The following is an 18,605-nucleotide window of genomic DNA, read 5'->3' as shown; positions in this document are numbered from 1 at the left end:
TTCGGCAACAAAGGTGGCATGATCAAGATGCTCAATCGCTCTCCGCGCGTAGTGTCCATTCTGGGCGCCGTTCTCCTTGCCGCGTGCACCGGTGCAGCGCAGGCCGCGCCGTACGTCATGTACAAGGATCCGTACTGCGGATGCTGTACCGAGTGGGTGGAGCATGCGCGCGCAGGCTTGGCGCAAAAGATCGAATCTCGCGACGAGAGCCGGATGGACCTGCTCAAGGCGCGCCTCGGTGTGCCCTCCGACCTCGTGTCGTGTCACACCGCCGTGATCGGCGGCTACGTGATCGAGGGGCACGTGCCCGCAAGGGACATCGCGCGCTTGCTGGAGCAGCGTCCCAAGGGTGTTAAGGGTCTGGCCGTGGCGGGGATGCCGCTCGGCTCGCCGGGCATGGAAGCGGGCGGGCGGGTGCAGCCGTACCAGGTCATCGCTTTCGGCGACGCCGGACGGCGGGTGTTCTCGAGTTACCCCGCGAAGTAGCGCCGCTTTCGCCGACGCTCGGGACGTGTGAGAAAAATGGTCGGGGAAAGAGGATTCGAACCTCCGGCCCCTGCCTCCCGAAGACAGTGCTCTACCAGGCTGAGCTATTCCCCGACCGATGCATTCCCCCATCCGGAAGACCGGACGGGCGAGGCAGAGGCGGCCCTATAGGGAGGGGACGGCGGGGTGGCAAGCGGGCTTTTCGCGCGCTAGTGACCGTTCATGCCGACCACGCCTCCGCACCCGGAAAACCAGTATCTCGACCTGATGCGGCGCATCTGGACCGAGGGGTCGGAGCGTATCGACCGGACGGGAATCGGCACGCGGTCGATCTTCGGCGCGACCCTGCGATTCGACCTGGCCGACGGCGCGATGCCGCTCATCACCACCAAGCGGGTGTACTGGAAAACCGCCACGCGCGAGTTGTTGTGGTTCCTGACGGGCGAGACCAACATTCGCCCGCTGGTGCTGCAGGGGGTCGGCATCTGGAACGAATGGCCGCACGCCAACTACGTGCGCCAGACCGGCGACGACCTGCCGCTCGACGCCTTTGTCCAGCGCATCGCCGATGACGCGGCGTTCGCCGCCAACTGGGGCGATCTGGGGCCGGTGTATGGCAAGCAGTGGGTGGACTGGCCGACCTATCGCTATCGGCCCGACGGACTGTTCGAGGCGGGCGAGGGGATCGATCAGGTTTCCGCCGTGGTCGAATCCCTGCGCTCCAATCCCGGCAGCCGGCGGCACATCATCGAGGGCTGGAACGTGGCAGAGCTCGACAGGATGGCGCTGCCCCCGTGTCACAAGACCTACCAGTTCCACGTCGCGGACGGCCGCCTCAACGGGTTGCTCTACCAGCGCAGCTGCGATGTAGCGCTGGGCCTGCCGTTCAACCTGTGGTCCGCGGCTCTGCTGCAGCGGATGCTGGCCCAGCAGGCCGATCTGGAACCCGGCGAATTCGTGTGGATGGGCGGGGACGTCCACCTCTATCTCAACCACGCCGATCTGATCGACGAGCAGCTCACGCGGGAACCGCAGGGCCGTCCACGCCTTGAGATAGTGCGGCGTCCGGAAACCATTTTTGGCTACCGGATCGACGATTTCGAGGTTTCGAACTACACCCCGCTCGGCGCGCTCAAGGCGCCAGTGGCGGTCTGACCGGGCCAAGCTTGACTCGATTACCCGCATTGAAATAAAATAACGCGGTCGTAAAAGATTGCGACAGTCGCCTCGGTCCACTTTCGGGGCGGAATTTTCTCGCGGGAGAGCGTGAAGTGGCCGATGAGCCGAAAGGGACCGGACGAGCGGGGCACAATCGCCCGGCGCTGCAGTTCCATGTTCCCGAACCCAAGTTCCGGCCCGGCGACGCGGTCGATTTCTCCGACCTGAAGATCACCAAGCCCGGCGAACAGCCACGCCCGGACGAGGCCTGCGCGCCGATCGACACCGCGCCGCTCGCCAACGACCTGATCCGCGTGCTGGGCGACGACAACGCCGCGCACGGCCCGTGGGATCCGAAGCTCGACGCCGAAACGCTGCGCCGGATGCTGCGCACGATGGCGCTGACCCGTGCCTTCGACGAGCGGATGTATCGCGGCCAGCGGCAGGGCAAGACCAGCTTCTACATGAAGTGCACCGGCGAAGAGGCGACCAGCGTGTCCGCCGCGATGGCGCTGGCGGCCGACGACATGGTGTTTCCCAGCTATCGCCAGCAGGGTATCCTGATCGCCCGCGGCTATCCGCTGGTCGAAATGATCAACCAGATCTACTCGAACCGCGGCGACAAGCTCAAGGGTCGCCAGCTGCCGATCATGTATTCGAGCCGGCCGCACAGCTTCTTCACCATCAGCGGCAACCTGGCCACGCAGACTCCGCAGGCGGTGGGCTGGGCGATGGCGAGCGCAATGCGCGGCGACAGCCGGATCGCGGCGACCTGGGTGGGCGAGGGCAGCACCGCGGAAGGCGACTTCCACGCCGCGTGCCTGTTCGCCACGGTCTACAACGCGCCGGTCATCCTCAACGTCGTCAACAACCAGTGGGCGATCTCGAGCTTCTCGGGCTTCGCGGGCGGCGAGCGGGCGACCTTCGCCGCGCGCGGCGTCGGCTATGGCATCGCTTCGCTGCGGGTCGACGGTAACGACGCCCTGGCGGTCTACGCGGCGACCCAGTGGGCGGCCGATCGCGCCCGCTCCAACGGCGGGCCGACGCTCATCGAGCACTTCACCTACCGGGCCGAAGGGCACTCGACTTCCGACGACCCGAGCCAGTACCGCAGCGCGCACGAGCGGACCGAATGGCCTCTGGGCGATCCCGTGATGCGGCTCAAGAACCACCTCATCCATCTGGGCGAGTGGGACGAGGAGCGGCAGGTCGCGCTCGACCTCGAATGCGCCGAGCAGGTGAAGGCGGCGACCAAGGAGGCCGAGAAGAACGGCGTCCTGGGCCACGGCATGCACCATCCATTTCACACGATGTTCGAGGACGTGTTCGAAGAGCTGCCTTGGCATCTGGAAGAACAGGCCGCGCAGGCGATCCGCGAAAGGAAGATCAAGTGGCCACAAGCCTGATCGACGATACCCCCGTGGGCCTCGCCGATGCGCCCGCGCGCAACATGAACATGATCGAGGCGATCAACGATGCGCTCGACATCATGCTCAGCCACGATCCCACCGTGGTTATCATGGGCGAGGACGTCGGCTATTTCGGCGGCGTCTTCCGCGCGACGGCGCACCTGCAAGAAAAGCACGGCAAGAACCGCGTGTTCGACACCCCCATCTCCGAATGCGGGATCATCGGCGCAGCGGTCGGGATGGGCGCCTACGGCCTGCGGCCCGTGCCGGAAATCCAGTTCGCCGACTACATCTATCCCGGCATGGACCAGCTCATCAGCGAGGCCGCGCGGCTGCGCTATCGCTCGGCAGGCGAATTCATCGCGCCGATGACGGTTCGCTCTCCGTTCGGCGGCGGTATCTTCGGCGGGCAGACCCACAGCCAGAGCCCGGAATCGCTGTTCACCCACGTCGCCGGGCTGAAGACCGTCATTCCGTCGACGCCCTACGACGCGAAGGGCCTCCTGATCGCCTCGATCGAGGACAACGATCCGGTGATCTTCTTCGAGCCGAAGCGGATCTACAACGGCCCGTTCAGTGGCTACTACGACAAGCCTGTCGAGCCGTGGAAGAACCACCCGGACAGCAAGGTGCCCGAGGGCTATTATTCGATCCCGCTCGGCAAGGCGCGCACCGTCCGCGAAGGCGACGCGCTGACGATCCTGGCCTACGGCACGATGGTTCACGTCGTCTCCGCCGTGGCGAAGGAAAAAGGCGTCGACGCCGAGATCATCGACCTGCGCACGCTGGTGCCACTCGATATCGAGGCGATCGAGGCTTCGGTCGAGAAGACCGGCCGCTGCCTCGTCGTTCACGAGGCGACGCGGACGAGCGGTTTCGGTGCGGAACTCTCCGCGCTGGTGCAGGAGCGGTGCTTCTACCACCTCGAGGCACCGGTCGAGCGCGTCACCGGTTTCGACACCCCCTATCCGCACAGCCTCGAGTGGGCTTATTTCCCCGGTCCCGTCCGCATCGGCGAAGCGATCGACAAGATACTGGAAGCCTGACCCATGGCCCGTTTCACCTTCAATCTCCCCGATATCGGCGAAGGCATCGCCGAGGCCGAGATCGTGGCGATGCACGTCAAACCCGGCGACCGGGTCGAGGAAGATCAGCAGATCGCCGACATGATGACCGACAAGGCGACGGTCGAGATGGAGAGCCCGGTCTCGGGCACCGTCGTCGAGGTCGCGGGCGAAGCGGGCGACGTGATCGCGATCGGGTCGATGCTGGTCGTGATCGAAACCGAAGGCGGAATGATCGACAACGCGCCCGTCGACGAGGCGCCCGCGCCGAAATCCGAAGCGGTCGAGCAGCGGATCGAGGTCGAGACGCCCGAGGCGGAGGATGTCGCGCGCCTGGTCGAAGATGCACCCAAGGCGCCGCCTCCGCCAGAGCCTGCTCCGGCACCCCGATCTGCGGCGCCGAGTCCTGCACCGGCCAAGCCTGCGCCCGTCTCGAAGACTTCGCACGCCAAGGTCCTGGCCACACCCGCCGTGCGCCTGCGCGCCCAGCAGCTCGGCATCGACCTTTCCGAAGTGCGTCCGGGCGAAGAAGGGCGCATTCGCCATGCGGATCTCGACGCGTTCATCTCCTACGGCGCGCCGACCGGCCATGCGCCTTCGGGGGCAACGCGCGCCGACGAGACGATCAAGGTCATAGGCCTGCGCCGGCGCATCGCCGAGAACATGGCCGCGGCCAAGCGTAACATCCCGCACTTCACGTATGTCGAGGAGTGCGACGTCACCGAGCTCGAGCGGCTGCGCGAACAGCTCAACGGCGGGCGGGGCGACAAGCCGAAGCTCACGATGCTGCCGCTGCTGATCGCTGCTATCTGCAAGACGATCCCGCAGTTCCCGATGATCAACGCACGCTACGATGACGAAGCCAATGTCGTCACGCGGCACGGCGCGGTCCACCTCGGCATGGCCACGCAGACCGATGGCGGCCTGATGGTCCCTGTCATTCGCGACGCGCAGGCCAGGAACCTGTGGCAGCTCGCCGGCGAAATCCGCCGCCTTGCCGACGCGGCGCGGGACGGATCGACCAAGTCGGGCGAACTCAGCGGATCGACGCTCACGATCACCTCGCTCGGGCCCTTGGGCGGTGTGGCGACGACGCCGGTCATCAACCGGCCCGAAGTGGCGATCATCGGTCCGAACCGCATCGTCGAGCGCCCGATGTTCGTATCCGACGGGATGGGCGGCGAGCGCGTGGAGAAGCGCAAGCTGATGAACATCTCGATCAGCTGCGATCACCGCGTGGTCGACGGTTACGACGCGGCAAGCTTCATCCAGGCGATCAAGAAGCTGATCGAGAGCCCGGCCCTTTTGCTGGTCAATTGATGGCGGTATGCTGCCTTCCCGAAACGGAGGGCAGCATGACCACCGACCCGCGTATCGACGCCTACATCGCCAAGGCCGCTCCCTTCGCGCAGCCCATACTCCTGCACATTCGCAAGATCGTGCACGCGGCACTTCCGGAGGTTGAGGAGGGCATCAAGTGGGGGATGCCGCACTTCATGGTGAGCGGGAAGAACGTCGCCGGGATGAGCGCGTTCAAGGCACACTGCGCGTTCATCATCCACGGAGAAGGTCGACAGAACGGTGAGGGAATGGGCGGATATGGCAGGGTAACCGCCTTGTCCGACCTACCCAGCGACACTGTGCTCGAAACCGGGCTGAAGGAAGCTGCGCAGCGGATACTGGCCGGCGGAACCGCTCGCAAGCCGGTGCCGAACAAGGCCTCCAAGGCAGAGATCGCGATGCCCGACGATTTTGCGGCGGCTCTTGCGGCGGTTCCCGACGCCAAAGCGGCGCTCGATCGCTTCGCGCCGGGTCAGCGCCGCGAGTATCTCGAATGGATCACGACGGCCAAGCAGGCGGAGACGCGCGCAAGGCGGATCGAGCAAGCCGTCGAATGGCTCGCGGACGGAAAAAAGCGGCACTGGAAATACGAGAAGTGCTGACCCGTCTCAGCGGACGATCGCGCTGTAGGTCAGCCTCCCGGTAGGCGATCCCGCAACCCGCATCCGCACGTGAGTCACGTCTTCTGCCGAAGCGAGCCGGCTGCCGATGCGCAGCGCGCCCAGTTCGCCCCAGTTGCGGCCGCCGTCGATCGACACTTCGGCTGCGTCGTGTCCCGCGCGCTGGAAGGCGAGGGTGCGAGGAACCGCGCTTTGCACGGTGAACTTGCGATCGCGCGATTCGCTGCGCCACTGCACGACAAGCACCACCTTGTCGCCCGGCCGCAGCGTGGTGGCCGGTTCCAGCGCACGCACACCTTCGCTGGTGCGTTCGACATAGACCGAGCGGTCGATATCGACTGCTCCGTCGGCAAGAGCCGGGCTCGCCGCAAGGCAAGCGAGGCTGGCGATACCAAGCCCGATACGCATGATCCGAAGTCCCCCCAAGCCCCGCGGCCGGGGCAGGTGGACAATGGCCCGACATGGTTAATTTTCGGTGGACGGATAAGCGGCAAAAAGGGGCGCCTGCGGCTGTTGACAGGCCTCCGATCACGCCCTAGTGGCGCTGCTCCCAAGCGGTGCAAGCCCCGGATGCGCGGGTGTAGCTCAGTTGGTTAGAGTGCCGGCCTGTCACGCCGGAGGTCGCGGGTTCGAGCCCCGTCACTCGCGCCACTTGGGACCTTTTTTCAGCCCCAGCGGCCGGTTTCCATCCACAGGATGAACCGCCTGAGCGGCAAGAGCCATACGATCCCCAGAACCAAATAGACGACGGCCTGCGCCAGCGCCGGCCAGTCGCCGATGATCTCGGGCGCATAACGCGCGATGACCAGCGCGTAGGCGGTCAGCCCGGCCAGAAGGGCCAGAATGCCCAGCGGGATGCGCAGCGTCGGCTCGGTTCTCATGCGAAGGGTCCCAGGATGCGAGTGGGGGTGACGACCGCGCTCAGCGCCACGTCGTGCGGTTCGTGCGGCAGGTCGGCGACTTCCTGTATGTCCCAGGCCAGTCCGATCGTCACGGTGCCTGGATGCGCGGCGAGCCAGCGGTCGTAGTGCCCGCCGCCCTGGCCCAGCCTCCGTCCGTCGGGCGTGAAGGCCAGAAGCGGGACGATCAAGACCTGCGGCACGATCTCGGCGGCGTCCTCGTTCGGTTGCAGGCCGAAGGGACCATCGACGAGATCGTCACCGTCGAACGGGTCGGAATGAACGCGAAAGGACATCGGCGCATCGCGGTCTGCGAACCACGGCAGGGCGATAGGATACCCGTGCTCGGCAAAGAACCGGGCGTAACCGCCCGCAGGCGCTTCACCCTTGACGGCGTGGTACAGGCCGACGCTCGCGCCTTCGGGCACCATCTCCAGTGCCGGGCGGGGAGGGCGGTGGAATACCAGCGCGCGCACTTGCATGGGCAGCGCCTGGGCGTGGGCAAGGCGTTCGGCCCTCAGTTTTCGGCGGATTTCTGCTTTCGTCAAAGGATCATCGCTCCAGGAACAGACTATCGGGCATCAGCCCGCAAGGGCGAACGCCCGCCCGCAGCGACGCGACCTTTAGGTCGTTTGAGCGAGGAAAGCCAAGGCTGCGGACGCGGCCGCCGGCGCTTGAGGCGCAGCAGGTGGTGTGGCGGAACCACCATGGGTCGTTTGCCCCGAAATCCTCCGACGCCTCAACGTCAGGTGGGAACCATGTACCCCGGTCCCCGGGACGAACCCGGTCGCCAGGGCAGGGACAGCTCCCTAGATTTGCTTATAGCCCCGGGGATTTTGATGCGGCTCGTGCCGGGCAGTCCCGCCGCGTCCTATCTAGGCGTCCGCGGACCGTCTCTCAAGCTTGTCGGCACATTCTTCGAGCATTTGTGCCAGTCCTTCGAGCGCAGGGGCGAGCGAACCGAGGTCTTCGCCGGTAGGTCGCACGGCCTCCGCGGCTGCTTGCGCCGCGCGCAATTCGGTAATTTCGGACTGGTGCCGGACCGCCTCGGCGTCCTGCCTGTCGATCTGCTCGCGCAACCCGGTCTCACGGTCGGAAGCGTCTTTCAATTGCCTTTCGGTCTCGGCGGCTGCGGACTGCAACCGGGCAATCTCCGCTTCCAGCTCAGCGATCGTCTCGCTGAGCGCGGCATTGGCCTGGGCTTCGGCTTCGCTGTCGACAGAAGGAGCCGCGCCTGCGCCACCGTCGCGCGCTTCCTGCACCTCGTCGGCCAGGAGGAGGGCTGCGAACAGCATGTTCTGCTCGCCCGGCCCGGCGGAAGGGCCCATCGTGGCGAGCTTCTCGTCGATCGTCTTGCCGAGGCGCTTGACCCGGTCTTCCTCGCCCGCGGCGCATGCGACCCGATAGGTGCGACCGCCGATCTTGAGGGCGACCTCGCTCACTGCTCGAGCTCCGCCAGAACCTTGTCGAGTTCGGCGATCGCCTGGGCAACGGTTTCGCGGAGCGATTCGTGCTTGTCCACCAGCGCGAGGACGTTGGCCGGAGATGCGGGGGGCGCGGCATCCGCTGCGCGGGCGATACGCGCGAGCGCGGCTTCGATCCTTTGCACCGCGGCTTCGCTTCGATCCCCCGACATGCGCACCGATTTACCGCCAATCCCGCGCCGGTGCAAAGGGTTGCCGGGGCCTGTTGATAACTGACTTCGGCCACCTGCGCCGGGAACTAGCGGGGCACTTGCCTTGACCTTGCCCGACCCGTCCGCGAAGGGGTCGGCGCGCAACCGAATCGCCTGCCGAGGAGCCCTGCCGCGATGACGCCGAACCCCGCCCTCCTGGCGCCGATGGCCAACGCCATCCGCGCGCTTTCGATGGACGCGGTCCAGGCTGCGAATTCGGGGCACCCCGGAATGCCGATGGGCATGGCCGACGTCGCCACCGTGCTCTTCTCGAAATATCTGAAGTTCGATCCGAGCGCGCCCGACTGGGCGGATCGCGATCGGTTCGTACTGTCGGCAGGCCACGGATCGATGCTGATCTACAGCCTGCTCTACCTGTCGGGCTACGAACGTCCGACGATCGAGGACATCGCCAATTTCCGCAAGCTGGGCAGCCCCTGCGCCGGCCATCCTGAGAATTTCCTCCTCGACGGGGTCGAGTGCACGACGGGTCCGCTCGGTCAGGGCCTGGCGATGGCGGTGGGCATGGCGATCGCCGAGCGGCACCTGAACGCACATTACGGCACCGACATAGTCGATCACGATACCTGGGTAGTGGCGGGCGACGGGTGCCTGATGGAAGGCGTCAATCACGAGGCGATCGGCCTCGCCGGACATCTCGGTCTCGGTCGGCTCAAGGTGCTGTGGGATTCCAACAGCATCACGATCGACGGGTCGACTTCGCTTTCGACCTGCGAAGATATCCCGGCGCGCTATCGAGCCTCGGGCTGGCACGTGATCGCGTGCGACGGTCACGATTTCGCCGACATCGACCGCGCACTGGGCGAAGCGGCGGCGTTCACCGACAAGCCGGTGCTGGTCGAGTGTCGCACCGTGATCGGCAAGGGCGCCCCTAACAAGCAGGGCACCAGCGGAGTCCACGGCGCCGCCTTGGGTAACGATGAAGTTGCCGCCGCTCGTACCGAGCTTGGATGGACGGCAAAGCCCTTCGAGGTACCCGCCGAAATACTCGCCGATTGGCGCGCGACGGGTGAGCGCGGCAAGGCCCTGCACGCCGATTGGCAGGCCAGGCTTGATTCGTCAGGCCTTGGCGCAGAATTCAGCGCTCGAATGAGGGGTGAATTCGTCACCAATGCCCTCGACGAGTACATCGCAGGCCTGCTCGCCGAGCCAAAGACGGTCGCCACCCGCAAGGCGAGCGAGATGGCGCTGGAAGTGCTGACCGCCGCGATCCCCGCGATGATCGGCGGCTCGGCCGACCTCACGGGTTCGAACAATACCAAGACCAAGGCGACATCGCCGCTGACCGCTGGCGACTATGCCGGGCGTTACCTCTACTACGGCATCCGCGAGTTCGGCATGGCCTGCGCGATGAACGGGATGGCGCTGCACGGCGGCGTGATCCCCTATGGCGGCACGTTCCTGATCTTCAGCGACTATTGCCGCAACGCCGTTCGCCTGAGCGCATTGCAGCAGACGCGGGCGATCTACGTATTCACCCACGACAGCATCGGTCTTGGCGAGGATGGTCCCACGCACCAGCCCGTCGAGCAACTGATGAGCCTGCGGCTGATACCGAACCTCAACGTGTTCCGCCCATGCGACACGATCGAGACCGCCGAGTGCTGGGCACTCGCGCTGTCGACGCCGGAGACGCCCTCGGTCCTGGCCCTGAGCCGCCAGAACCTGCCGCAGCTCCGCAGCGAGGGCGGCAACCTCAGCGCGAAAGGCGCCTACCGCCTTCGCGCCGCGAAAGCGGAGCGCAAGGTGATCCTGATCGCCACCGGCTCCGAAGTTGAGGTCGCCGTGGCGACGGCCGATGCGCTCGAAGCGCAGGGCATCGGGGCGGACGTGGTGTCGATGCCTTGCATGGAACTGTTCGAGGCGCAGCCGCAGTCCTACAAGGACGAACTGCTGCCGAACGTCCCGCCGGAGCAACTACTGCGCGTTTCCATAGAGGCGGGATCGACGCTGGGCTGGGACCGTTACACTATGACAAACGGACTGCGGATCGGCCTCGACCGGTTCGGCGCCTCCGCCCCGGCGGAAGACCTTTACGCGAAGTTCGGCTTCACCGCCGAAGCTATCGTTCCAAAAATCACAGCAAAACTCGGTATTTAGCAGGAGCTTTTCACATGGCGACCAAGGTTGCGATCAACGGTTTCGGACGCATCGGGCGACTCGTCGCGCGTGCCATTCTCGAGCGCAGCGACCACGACCTTGAACTGGTGTCGATCAACGACCTCGCCGACACGGCGTCGAACGCCGTCCTGTTCGGTTTCGACAGCACGCACGGCCGGTTCCCCGGCAAGGTGGACACCGACGGCAACGACCTGATCGTCAACGGCAAGCGCATTCACGTGACCGCCGAGCGCGATCCCGGCAAGCTACCGCATGGCGACAACGGCATCGACCTGGTGATGGAGTGCACCGGTTTCTTCCAGTCGGACGAAGGCGCGCGCCCGCACCTTTCAGCAGGCGCCAAGCGGGTCCTAATCTCGGCCCCGGCGACGGGCGTCAGCAAGACGATCGTTTACGGCGTCAACCACGACACGCTGACCGCCGAAGACGTGATCATCTCAAACGCCAGCTGCACCACCAACTGCCTCGCCCCGGTCGCGAAGGTGCTGAACGACACCATCGGGATCGAGCGCGGGTTCATGACCACGATCCACAGCTACACCAACGACCAGCGCATGCTCGACCAGATCCACAGCGATCTGCGCCGCGCGCGCGGCGGGGCGCAGAACATGATCCCGACGACCACCGGCGCCGCCCGCGCGGTCGGACTGGTCCTACCCGAACTGAAGGGCAAGCTCGACGGCAGCTCGGTCCGGGTCCCGACGCCGAACGTATCGATGGTCGATCTGGTCTTCGTGCCGGGTCGCGACACATCGGTCGAAGAGATCAATGCCGCGCTCAAGGCTGCGGCGGACGGTCCGATGAAGGGCGTTCTCGACTATACCGACCAGCCCCTGGTTTCGAGCGATTTCAATCACTACCCGGCGTCTTCTACCGTCGATTCGCTGGAAACGGCCGTTCTCGAAAGCAAGCTCGCCCGTGTCGTCAGCTGGTACGACAACGAGTGGGGCTTCTCCAACCGCATGATCGATACCGCCGGAGTGATGGCGAAGTTCATCTAAGGAACGATACCAATGGCAGGCTTCCGGACGCTCGACGATCTGGGCGACGTGCGCGGCAAAGTCGCGCTCGTGCGCGTGGACCTCAACCTGCCGATGGACGAGGGGCGCGCTAGCGACGTCACGCGTGTCGAGGCGAGCGCGCCGACGATCTTGGAACTGGCCGATGCCGGGGCCAAGGTGCTGCTGCTCGCCCACTTCGGGCGGCCCAAGGGTCAGCGAAGCTCGGTGATGAGCACCAGCATGGTGATGGGCGATGCCGAGCGCGTGCTGGGCCGCGAGATCATGTTCATTCCCGAGGTCTCCGGCCCGGTGGTCGCACAATCGATCGGCATCCTGCGCGACGGCGACATCGGCCTGCTCGACAACGTGCGGTTCTGGCCCGGCGAGGAGCAGAACGATCCCGAGTTTGCCAAGGCGATCGCCGCGCACGGCGACTTCTACGTCAACGATGCCTTTTCCGCCGCGCACCGTGCCCATGCCTCCACCGAAGGTCTCGCGCATCTGCTACCGGCTTACGTGGGACGAGCGATGGAAAAGGAACTGAAGGCGCTCGACGCCGCGCTCGGCAATCCGCAAACGCCGGTCGTAGCGGTCGTCGGCGGTGCCAAGGTCTCGAGCAAGCTCGCGGTGCTCGAACACCTCGTCACCAAAGTCCAGCATCTCATCATCGGCGGGGGCATGGCCAATACGTTCCTCGCAGCGCGCGGCGTCGATGTCGGGAAATCCCTGTGCGAGCACGATCTTGCCGCCACGGCGAACGCGATCATGGACAAGGCCGACCATGCCGGCTGCACGGTCCACCTGCCTTATGACGTCGTGGTCGCGAAGGAGTTCGCCGCCAACCCGGCTTCTCTGCGGACCTGCAACGTGCACGAGGTCGCTGCCGACGAAATGATCCTCGACGTCGGACCTGCCGCAGTCGAGGCACTGGCCGATGTTCTGAAGACCTGCCGCACCCTGGTCTGGAACGGCCCGCTCGGTGCCTTCGAGACGCCTCCCTTCGACGAGGCGACCGTCGCTCTCGCGCGCACGGCTGCCGCGCTGACACAGGATGGCAGCCTCGTATCGGTAGCCGGCGGAGGAGACACCGTGGCGGCACTCAATCACGCCGGCGCGGCGGGAGATTTCACCTATGTCTCGACGGCAGGAGGCGCGTTCCTCGAATGGATGGAAGGCCGTGAGCTTCCGGGTGTGAAGGCACTGCAGTCATGAGCGAGGAACCCGCCGTCACCCAGTCGCCGCGCGGACCCCGCGTGATCGAGGAAGGCGAGTTTGCCGGTTGGATGAACTGGCCGCACGATGCGTTCGAAACCCGTGCCGGTCCGTTCTATTATCGCACCGAGGACGACGGTCAGATCGTCTGCGCCTTCCGCGCCGAACAGAAACACATGAATGGCGGCGGCTTCATGCATGGCGGTTGCCTCATGACATTCGCGGACTTTGCGCTGTTTTCGATTGCCGAGCATCACCTGAAGGACAACTTCGCCGTAACCCTGCAAATGGGCTGCGATTTCCTGGATCCGGCCCGCGTCGGGCAGTGGATGGAAGCACGTGGAGAGGTTACGCGCGCCGGCGGCAAGACGATATTCGTGCGCGGCACCATCACGGCGGACGGCGCGCCGGTCTTCGGTTTCACCGGGATCATTCGCAAGGTCGGCAAGCGCGCCTGACCACGGGTTGCCGCTGCCCCGCAAGGTGGCTATCGGACGCCCGCGCATACCTATGCACGGACTTGAGGATCGACGATGAATCACGCTGAAATGACCGACCGCATCGCCACCGGCGAGGGCTTCATCGCCGCACTCGATCAATCGGGCGGATCGACGCCCAAGGCGTTGACCGGATACGGGATCGAAGACGGATCCTGGACCGGCGAGGAAGAGATGTTCGCCTTGATCCACGACATGCGGAGCCGGATCATCGAGAGCCCGTGCTTCGGCAACGGCAAGGTCATCGGCGCAATCCTGTTCGAAAAGACCATGGACGGCATGAGCGGCGGCAAGCCGGTGCCCGAACGCCTCGCCGAGCGCGGGGTGGTCCCTTTCCTCAAGGTGGATAAAGGCCTCGAAGACGAGGCGAACGGCGTTCAGCTGATGAAACCGATGCCCGACCTCGAAAGCCTGCTTGCCCGCGCCAAGGCCAAGGGCGTGTTCGGCACCAAGATGCGGTCGGTAATCAAGTCGAACGATGCAGAAGGCATCGCGGCGGTGGTTCGGCAGCAGTTCGCCGAGGGTGCGCGCATCACTGCCGCCGGCCTGATGCCGATCCTCGAACCCGAATACGACATCAAGGCGGCCGACCGCGGAGAAGGTGAGCAGGTTTTGCTGGCCGAAATCCTCAAGGATCTCGACGCATTGCCCGAGGGCCAGCAGGTGATGCTCAAGCTCTCGATCCCGGTGGAAGCGAACCTCTACAAGCCGCTGGTCGACCACCCGAAAGTCCTGCGCGTGGTCGCGCTGTCGGGCGGGTTCTCCACCGACGAAGCGTGCGAAAAGCTCGAGGCGAACGAGGGTATGATCGCCAGTTTCAGCCGCGGCCTGCTGCAGGACCTGCGCGCGACGCAGAACGACGACGAATTCGACTCGGTGCTCGGCGGAGCGATCGACCGTATTCAGGCCGCCAGCGTTACCTGATCAGCGAGCTTCGAAGGCGAAGCGGTAGTCGCGCGGGCCAATCTCGGCCTGCGTCGTCTTCTCGGGCCGAACGCTAACGAGGGCGAGCATCTTGCCGTTCGTGCCGAAGGGTTCGCCCAGCGTCAGGTCGGCGGTGTCGGAGAACCCCGGGCCGACTATCCGGGCGGTCACCACAACGCGCCCGGCCCAGACACAGCGGGCGTTCATAGGGCAGCGACTGTCCTCCACCATCTTCTTCGGTGTGACGACCAGGTCGCCCACGCGCACCGGCACATCGAACGGAACCGCGTAGCCCTGCGGTTGCGGCGGGGTGCTGTTGGGCGGCGGAACCATGGTGCAGGCACCGATCAGGGCGGAAGCGGAGAGCGCGAAGACAGCTTTCATGCTGCCCATACGCACCTCTACCGCTTGCGGTTGCCTGAATGGCCGCTACCTAGCCAGCCCATGATGCCGAGCGAACTCTATGTGATATCTCCTTTGGACGTCGGAGGTGACTTTCCCGTCAGGCTGGAAGCGGCGCTTGGCGCGGGACCGGTCGCGGCGTTCCAGTTCAGGGTGAAAGGCCTGGATCAGCACGAGGCAGCGCGCCTCGCGGCGCCGCTTCAGACTATCTGCGCGGGGCACGATTGCGCCTTCATCGTCAACGACAGCGTCGCCCTCACCAAGCGCATCGGTGCCGATGGCGTCCATCTCGGCCAGTCGGATGGAGACGTGCGCGAGGCGCGTGAAATTCTGGGGCGCGAGGCGCAGATCGGGGTCACCTGCCACGCCAGTCGGCATCTTGCGATGGAGGCGGGTGATGCCGGCGCGGACTACGTCGCGTTCGGGGCTTTCTTCCCGAGCACCACGAAAATGAGCGAGCACCGACCGGAACCGGAACTCCTGACCTGGTGGCAGGGACTGTTCGAAATTCCCTGCGTTGCGATCGGCGGCATCACGCCGGACAATTGCGGTCCGCTTGTCAGCGCCGGCGCGGACTTTCTCGCCGTATCCGCAGCTGTGTGGAACGGCGATCCGGCAGCCAACGTCGCAGCGTTCCACCGGGCGATCGCCGCGGCTACCGAACGAGCCGGCTAAGACGGCGGATATATTTTCGGGCTCGGTCGTTGCCTTGACGAGGGACGGGTCGCGTCCCGTATTTCAGGGAACCTCCATGCGCCATTTCATCGCCGCCGCCTCGCTCCTAGCTCTTGCTGCCTGCGGTTTGAATGGCACCGATCGCAACGCCGACGAGACTTCGGAAGCCGACCGAACGGCGAATGCCACCACGGAAAGCCTCGCCGACACCATGGCTTCGCGTGACGGGGCGGACATGGCCTCCGACGTGCCCGACATTCCCGATAGCGAGGAGCGACCCGTCATGCAGGCGCAAGTCGTGCTGGACCGCCAGGGTTTCGGCCCCGGCGTGATCGACGGAGAAATGGGCCTGTCGACCGAGAACGCGCTGGAGGGCTTTCAGGAGGCGAACGGTTTCGAAGTCACTGGTGAAATGGACGAGGCGACTACTGCCAAGCTTGACCAATGGAAATCGATCCCGGCGACGCGCGTCGTCCGAATTCCGTCCGACTGGGGCACGCTCGAATATGCCGCCATTCCGAAGGATGCCGAGGATCAGGCCAAGCTCGAGCGCTTGGGATACCAGACCCTCGACGAGAAACTGGCCGAGCGGTTTCACACGACCGTAGAGGTTCTGAAGATGCTGAACCCTGGCGGTCAGCCAGCCGGCAAAGCGGGGAGCACAACTTCCGCGCCGGAGCCGTCGCCTTCTCCGACAGAATCCGCCACTGCTCCGGAAAGGCCAGTCTCGACCTTTGCTGCGGGCCAGATAATCCGCGTGCCCAACATCGGCGGGGACCGGATCGCGCCGGGCGCGGTCGATGATCCGGACTGGCAGCAGACCCTCCAGAGCCTGGGCGTGGGTACCGAGCAGCCGAATGTCGAAAAGATCGTCGTCAGCAAGAGCGAGAGCACGCTCAAAGCCTATGACGAAGCTGGAAAGCTGGTTGCGCTGTTCACCGTATCGTCGGGCAGCAGCCGCTTTCCGTTGCCTCTGGGTAACTGGAAGATAAACGGGAAGGCGCCCAATCCGCCGTTCACCTATGATCCTCGGGTCCTTGGCAACGACGACGACAGCGGGAAGCAGCAGCTTCCGCCCGGGCCGAACAGTCCGGTGGGCGTGGTCTGGATCGACCTTAGCAAGGAGCACTACGGCATTCACGGCACACCCGATCCCGAGACGATCGGCCGCGCTCAGAGCAGCGGTTGCGTGCGCCTGACCAACTGGGACGCGGCCCGCCTCGCACAGATGGTGCGGCCGGGCGTCGAAGTCGAATTCGTGGCCTGACCTCACGATGGGCGCTCTCGACCGGATCCTCACGATCGTCGTCACCGCCACGCTCACGAGCGCCGCCTGGATCGTGGCAGGTGGGACGGTGCTCGAAGGCGCACGTGGTGCGAGTCAGATCGGCAAGACGCGGCCCGCCGAGGCTGCACCCAGCCCGCGCTCGTTCTTCGAGGCGGGTACGTCGAGCACGCGGTCCCTCGACACGGAAGACCAGATCGCACCCGAACCTCAGTCCGGCGCTGCGCTCATGGTGCCGGTCCTTGGCATTCGGCCCAGCGATCTCACCGACACCTTCACGCAGAGCCGGGAAGGGGGTGCGCGCTTGCACGAGGCGATCGACATCATGGCGCCCGAGGGTACTACGATCGTGTCGGCGAACCCGGGAACGATCGAGCGCCTGTTCCTGTCTGAAGCCGGGGGCAAGACGATATACATCCGCTCGGACGACCGCCGGACCATCTACTATTACGCCCATCTCAAGGACTACGCTGGGGGTTTGCGTGAGGGGCAGAAGGTCCGCCGCGGCCAGCGGCTAGGCAGCGTCGGTTACACGGGCAATGCCGATCCCGAAGCGCCGCACCTGCATTTTGCGATCATGCGGACCACCCCGGGGGCGGAGTGGTGGGAGCCGTCGACCCCGATCAGTCCCTATCCGCTGCTCGTCCGGCGATAGCCGGAACAGGGTCAATCGGCGGCGCCGCGTCCGGTTCGCACACAACGCATCTTGGCAAAGTCACCCGCTGCATCCGAAGCCCTGAGCGTCCGTGCGCCCATCTGTGTAAACTTCATTCCCTTGTACGGACCGCTCGTGAAAACGAGGGTCTTCCCGGTCAGCAAATAGGTCCCGTTGCCCGCAGACGCGGTGTAGCTCGACGCGTTGATGACGTCGAACCACATATCCTTCAAAGGGATCGAAGCGAGACCTGCCGCGTCGCCCGGCACCTCGCAGAGATAGCGTCCGGATTCGAGCGTTCCGAGCCTGCCCTCTGCACGGGCTCCGGCAGCCGCAAGCGCTGTGGCCAGAGCGAGATAAATCGTGGTCCGTTTGATCATGGCGGCGAATATAGCAACTGCGCCGCCGCACGACTACCGCTCGCGTTTTCGCGATTGAGGGGGGTCTGCTTGCCCCGCATCCGCCAAGCGGCTAAGGCGCGCCGCGCAGTGCGTCCGCAAGATCGTGGAGCGCTCCCGATTTTCGAACCCCAAGTTTCCCAACCCAAGGCTCTTTCCACCATGAAGATTTCCGGCGTGGACATTCGTCCCGGCAACATTCTCGAATACGAAGGCGGCATCTGGAAGGTCGCCAAGATTCAGCACACCCAGCCGGGCAAGGGCGGGGCGTACATGCAGGTCGAGATGAAGAACCTGCAGGATGGCCGCAAAACCAACGTCCGCTTTCGCAGCGCGGACACGATCGAGCGCGTGCGGCTCGATCAGAAGGAATTCCAGTACCTTTACACGGACGGCGATGCGCTAGTCTTCATGGACAAGGATACGTACGAGCAGATCAACCTGCCGACCGACCTACTGGGCGACGCCGCGGCGTTCCTGCAGGACGGCATGGATGTGACCCTGGAATTGTGGGACGAAAAGCCGATCTCGGTCGCGCTGCCCGAACAGGTCGAAGCGACGATCGTCGAGGCCGATGCGGTGGTGAAGGGCCAGACCGCTTCGTCCAGCTATAAGCCCGCCGTGCTCGACAACGGCGTGCGCGTGATGGTGCCGCCGCACATCGAAAGCGGCACCCGCATCGTCGTGGACGTCTACGAGCGTACCTACGTCGGCAAGGCTGGCTGAGGACTACCTGTGGCAGTTTCCGCTATCATTCGCGTC

At 65.2% G+C, this 18,605-nt stretch carries 22 protein-coding genes, 2 tRNA genes and 1 other RNA gene; 16 read left to right on the top strand and 9 right to left on the bottom strand.

Annotated elements, in window-relative coordinates; genetic code table 11:
• Positions 1–18 precede the first annotated feature (18 nt).
• Positions 19–486: a DUF411 domain-containing protein gene (locus tag AR323_RS04990; protein WP_321164530.1), complete on the top strand. Its 468-nt coding sequence runs from the start codon at positions 19–21 to the stop codon at positions 484–486.
• A 37-nt stretch (positions 487–523) separates the two neighbouring features.
• On the opposite strand, the gene AR323_RS04985 is transcribed toward AR323_RS04990, so the two are convergent.
• A tRNA-Pro gene (locus AR323_RS04985) sits at positions 524–600 on the bottom strand.
• Positions 601–708: 108 nt separating this feature from the next.
• Here AR323_RS04985 and AR323_RS04980 point away from each other — a divergent pair.
• The 5 genes from AR323_RS04980 (at position 709) to AR323_RS04960 (ending at position 6,060) form a co-directional block, all read left to right on the top strand.
• Positions 709–1,641, top strand: a complete 933-nt coding sequence (locus AR323_RS04980; RefSeq protein WP_057882854.1) for a thymidylate synthase — start codon at positions 709–711, stop codon at positions 1,639–1,641.
• Positions 1,642–1,757: 116 nt separating this feature from the next.
• Positions 1,758–3,050 carry a 3-methyl-2-oxobutanoate dehydrogenase (2-methylpropanoyl-transferring) subunit alpha gene (locus AR323_RS04975; RefSeq protein ID WP_057882853.1) on the top strand — a complete coding sequence of 431 codons (1,293 nt, stop codon included), beginning with the start codon at positions 1,758–1,760 and terminating at the stop codon, positions 3,048–3,050.
• Positions 3,051–3,094: 44 nt separating this feature from the next.
• Positions 3,095–4,099: an alpha-ketoacid dehydrogenase subunit beta gene (locus AR323_RS04970; protein ID WP_200956681.1), complete on the top strand. Its 1,005-nt coding sequence runs from the start codon at positions 3,095–3,097 to the stop codon at positions 4,097–4,099.
• A 3-nt stretch (positions 4,100–4,102) separates the two neighbouring features.
• On the top strand, positions 4,103–5,437 hold the full coding sequence (locus AR323_RS04965) for a dihydrolipoamide acetyltransferase family protein (protein ID WP_057882852.1): 1,335 nt from the start codon (positions 4,103–4,105) through the stop codon (positions 5,435–5,437).
• A 35-nt stretch (positions 5,438–5,472) separates the two neighbouring features.
• Positions 5,473–6,060: a YdeI/OmpD-associated family protein gene (locus tag AR323_RS04960; protein ID WP_057883173.1), complete on the top strand. Its 588-nt coding sequence runs from the start codon at positions 5,473–5,475 to the stop codon at positions 6,058–6,060.
• A 6-nt stretch (positions 6,061–6,066) separates the two neighbouring features.
• Here AR323_RS04960 and AR323_RS04955 read toward each other — a convergent pair whose 3' ends face one another.
• Positions 6,067–6,486, bottom strand: a complete 420-nt coding sequence (locus AR323_RS04955; protein ID WP_057882851.1) for a hypothetical protein — start codon at positions 6,484–6,486, stop codon at positions 6,067–6,069.
• A gap of 166 nt (positions 6,487–6,652) precedes the next feature.
• On the opposite strand from AR323_RS04955, the gene AR323_RS04950 reads away from it, so the two are divergent.
• Positions 6,653–6,729, top strand: a tRNA-Asp gene (locus AR323_RS04950).
• 14 nt (positions 6,730–6,743) lie between these two features.
• Here AR323_RS04950 and AR323_RS04945 read toward each other — a convergent pair.
• The 5 genes from AR323_RS04945 to AR323_RS14805 form a co-directional block, all read right to left on the bottom strand.
• A complete protein-coding gene (locus AR323_RS04945; RefSeq protein WP_057882850.1) occupies positions 6,744–6,959 on the bottom strand; it encodes a DUF2842 domain-containing protein in 216 nt (71 codons plus the stop codon).
• On the bottom strand, positions 6,956–7,525 hold the full coding sequence (locus AR323_RS04940; RefSeq protein ID WP_083495247.1) for a 5-formyltetrahydrofolate cyclo-ligase: 570 nt from the start codon (positions 7,523–7,525) through the stop codon (positions 6,956–6,958). The genes AR323_RS04945 and AR323_RS04940 overlap by 4 nt, the downstream gene beginning before the upstream one ends.
• A 147-nt stretch (positions 7,526–7,672) precedes the next feature.
• Positions 7,673–7,842, bottom strand: a non-coding RNA gene (ssrS, locus tag AR323_RS14310) — 6S RNA.
• Positions 7,843–7,852: 10 nt separating this feature from the next.
• A complete protein-coding gene (gene zapA / locus AR323_RS04935; RefSeq protein WP_057882848.1) occupies positions 7,853–8,419 on the bottom strand; it encodes a cell division protein ZapA in 567 nt (188 codons plus the stop codon).
• Positions 8,416–8,613: a hypothetical protein gene (locus tag AR323_RS14805; protein ID WP_057882847.1), complete on the bottom strand. Its 198-nt coding sequence runs from the start codon at positions 8,611–8,613 to the stop codon at positions 8,416–8,418. Before AR323_RS14805 ends, zapA begins: the two co-directional genes overlap by 4 nt.
• 174 nt (positions 8,614–8,787) lie before the next feature.
• Here AR323_RS14805 and tkt point away from each other — a divergent pair, with 174 nt between their 5' ends.
• The 5 genes from tkt to AR323_RS04905 all read left to right on the top strand — a co-directional run bounded on the left by tkt (position 8,788) and on the right by AR323_RS04905 (position 14,428).
• Entirely contained in the window at positions 8,788–10,773 is a 1,986-nt protein-coding gene (tkt, locus tag AR323_RS04925) for a transketolase (protein ID WP_057882846.1), read from the top strand.
• 14 nt (positions 10,774–10,787) lie between these two features.
• Positions 10,788–11,795: a type I glyceraldehyde-3-phosphate dehydrogenase gene (gap, locus tag AR323_RS04920; protein ID WP_057882845.1), complete on the top strand. Its 1,008-nt coding sequence runs from the start codon at positions 10,788–10,790 to the stop codon at positions 11,793–11,795.
• 12 nt (positions 11,796–11,807) lie between these two features.
• Positions 11,808–13,007 carry a phosphoglycerate kinase gene (locus AR323_RS04915; protein ID WP_057882844.1) on the top strand — a complete coding sequence of 400 codons (1,200 nt, stop codon included), beginning with the start codon at positions 11,808–11,810 and terminating at the stop codon, positions 13,005–13,007.
• Positions 13,004–13,465: a PaaI family thioesterase gene (locus tag AR323_RS04910; protein ID WP_057882843.1), complete on the top strand. Its 462-nt coding sequence runs from the start codon at positions 13,004–13,006 to the stop codon at positions 13,463–13,465. The genes AR323_RS04915 and AR323_RS04910 overlap by 4 nt, the downstream gene beginning before the upstream one ends.
• A gap of 75 nt (positions 13,466–13,540) precedes the next feature.
• Positions 13,541–14,428 (top strand): fructose bisphosphate aldolase, encoded by an 888-nt coding sequence (locus AR323_RS04905; RefSeq protein ID WP_057882842.1) that lies wholly within the window; start codon positions 13,541–13,543, stop codon positions 14,426–14,428.
• Here AR323_RS04905 and AR323_RS04900 read toward each other — a convergent pair whose 3' ends face one another.
• On the bottom strand, positions 14,429–14,812 hold the full coding sequence (locus AR323_RS04900) for a hypothetical protein (RefSeq protein ID WP_152980301.1): 384 nt from the start codon (positions 14,810–14,812) through the stop codon (positions 14,429–14,431). It lies immediately after the preceding gene.
• A 60-nt stretch (positions 14,813–14,872) separates the two neighbouring features.
• Between AR323_RS04900 and thiE the strand changes: the two genes are divergently transcribed.
• The 3 genes from thiE to AR323_RS04885 all read left to right on the top strand — a co-directional run bounded on the left by thiE (position 14,873) and on the right by AR323_RS04885 (position 17,445).
• Complete coding sequence (gene thiE / locus AR323_RS04895) at positions 14,873–15,505, top strand: thiamine phosphate synthase (protein ID WP_057882840.1); 633 nt, start codon at positions 14,873–14,875, stop codon at positions 15,503–15,505.
• A 76-nt stretch (positions 15,506–15,581) separates the two neighbouring features.
• Positions 15,582–16,772, top strand: a complete 1,191-nt coding sequence (locus AR323_RS04890) for a L,D-transpeptidase family protein (RefSeq protein ID WP_057882839.1) — start codon at positions 15,582–15,584, stop codon at positions 16,770–16,772.
• A 7-nt stretch (positions 16,773–16,779) separates the two neighbouring features.
• Positions 16,780–17,445 carry a M23 family metallopeptidase gene (locus AR323_RS04885; RefSeq protein ID WP_057882838.1) on the top strand — a complete coding sequence of 222 codons (666 nt, stop codon included), beginning with the start codon at positions 16,780–16,782 and terminating at the stop codon, positions 17,443–17,445.
• A gap of 11 nt (positions 17,446–17,456) precedes the next feature.
• Here AR323_RS04885 and AR323_RS04880 read toward each other — a convergent pair whose 3' ends face one another.
• A complete protein-coding gene (locus AR323_RS04880) occupies positions 17,457–17,825 on the bottom strand; it encodes a hypothetical protein (RefSeq protein ID WP_057882837.1) in 369 nt (122 codons plus the stop codon).
• A gap of 180 nt (positions 17,826–18,005) precedes the next feature.
• On the opposite strand from AR323_RS04880, the gene efp reads away from it, so the two are divergent.
• Complete coding sequence (efp, locus tag AR323_RS04875; protein ID WP_057882836.1) at positions 18,006–18,569, top strand: elongation factor P; 564 nt, start codon at positions 18,006–18,008, stop codon at positions 18,567–18,569.
• Positions 18,570–18,605: the final 36 nt, after the last annotated feature.

The sequence above is a fragment of the Tsuneonella troitsensis genome, assembly GCF_001441535.1.
In the GTDB taxonomy this organism is placed as follows: Bacteria; Pseudomonadota; Alphaproteobacteria; order Sphingomonadales; family Sphingomonadaceae; genus Tsuneonella; species Tsuneonella troitsensis.
Note: the sequence above shows the minus strand (reverse complement) of the source record. Positions and strands in the feature narration are given on the sequence as shown.